This is a genomic window from Desulfovibrio sp. 1214_IL3152, assembly GCF_036763055.1.
In the GTDB taxonomy this organism is placed as follows: domain Bacteria; phylum Desulfobacterota; class Desulfovibrionia; order Desulfovibrionales; family Desulfovibrionaceae; genus Desulfovibrio.
Genome location: NZ_JBAIYW010000543.1, coordinates 1 through 1,676, shown reverse-complemented (window position 1 = coordinate 1,676; position 1,676 = coordinate 1). Strand labels below are relative to the sequence as shown.

Below are 1,676 nucleotides of genomic sequence, written 5' to 3'. Positions count from 1 at the left end.
TTTTCCGGCATGACGGTTGCCAGCACGGGATTGAACAGCCCCGCCATGCCAAAGCCAAGGTAGCCGTACAGGGCGCGGGTAATGGGCGGCAGGTTTGCGGCATTTTCAGGCGGCCGCACATCCAGGGCGGCCATGAGGGCGCGCAGCCCTTCCACAAAAGGGCGACCTTCAAAAGCCGTGAGCGCATCAAGCCGCGGGTCTTTCACATCCAGCGCCAGCAGACCATCGCGGCAGGCGATGAAAAGAGCCGGATCGCAGGCAAGAATGCTGTAACGCCCCCAGCGGCCGTCCACCTCGGCGCTTTCCAGCAAAATGCCGTTACCGGCGCCCACCATGCCCATAAACAGGCTGATGGGTGTATCCATATCCGCCGGCAGCCAGCGGGCGGACTGTCGCAACGTAAGCAAATGCAACTTGTCACCGTTCTCTTTCATCTGCCGATCCTTCAGTTTTTTTAGAACAAACAAAAAAGCGCCGCCTCCCAAGGGAGACGGCGCCTGCATACAGCTATACCTACGTATCGGAACTATTTAGCCCGCACGTCTCCCCCACGCTGCTCAATGCGCCACCACCAGCCCTGATAGCTGCAAACAATGGTGTTGGGGAAAGTGCTCATAAAAATACGTTCCTTACAATTTTTTAAAAAACTACACAGCGGTCGTACGCCTGTCAACAACAAATTTCGCGCGCAACAAAAAAACAAGCCGCGACGCCGGAGCCGGTTTGCGCCCGAAGCCCCGATCAACAGCAGACAACCCCGGCCTCTTTCACAAAAGCCGTGTACCGTGAAACACACGTCGTGAAAAAGGCCGGGGAAACCGTAAGGACAAGTTCAAGGCAGCTTTGTTCTGGCCTATTTGCCGAACAGTATCTCCTGATAGTTGGGCAACGCCCACAGGTCATCGGCAACGCGCGTTTCCAGCATGTCGGCGTGGCGGCGCACCTCGTTCATGCACGGCAGCACCTCGTTACAGTAACGGCGTGCTGCTTCCATGCCCAATCCCTGCGCGTCCACCTCGGTCAGCACATTTTCAAGGGTCATGATAGCGGCCTGCATTTGCCGCAGTTGGGCGGTCACTTCTTCAAGGGTGAAGGTTTTCGGCTGCATGCCGATGGCCTGCATGCTGGCCGCCGTGGACGCCAGTTCGCCCTGGTAGCGCATGGCCGCGGGGAAAATGACCGTACGGGCTATGCGTATGGTCAGATTGGCCTCGGTGCGCACGGTTTTGCAGTACTGCTCCAGATAGATGTCCTGCCGGGCCTTGAGTTCCGCCCGATTGAGCACCTCTGTCTTTTCATAGATTTCAATCACTTCAGGGCGTGTAAGCTCCGGCAGGGCTTCAGGAGTGGTGCGCAGGTTCGGCAGCCCGCGCCGCACGGCCTCTTTGTGCCAGATCTCGGAGTAGCCGTCGCCGTTAAAGATCACGGCGCTGTGCTCTTCAATGACGTGACTGATAAAAGATTCCAGGGCTGTTTTGAAATCGCTGCCCTGAGCCAGCTCTTTTTCGAGCCAGTCGGCGGCAAAACCCAGAGAATCTGCCATCATGACGTTAAGCGCCGTGATGGAGCCCGCGGCGGACTGGCTGGAGCCGAGCGCGCGGAATTCAAAGCGGTTGCCCGTAAAAGCCACAGGACTTGTGCGGTTGCGATCGCCAGGGTCAGCGGGCAGGGGCGGC

2 pseudogenes are annotated in these 1,676 nt (G+C 58.2%); both read right to left on the bottom strand.

Going from position 1 to position 1,676, the window contains the following annotated elements:
• Positions 1-434 (bottom strand): annotated as a pseudogene (locus tag V6C07_RS11500) (anthranilate synthase component I family protein); the annotation flags it as partial.
• Positions 435-853: 419 nt separating this feature from the next.
• Positions 854-1,676: pseudogene (locus V6C07_RS11495) on the bottom strand (glutamine synthetase type III); the annotation flags it as partial.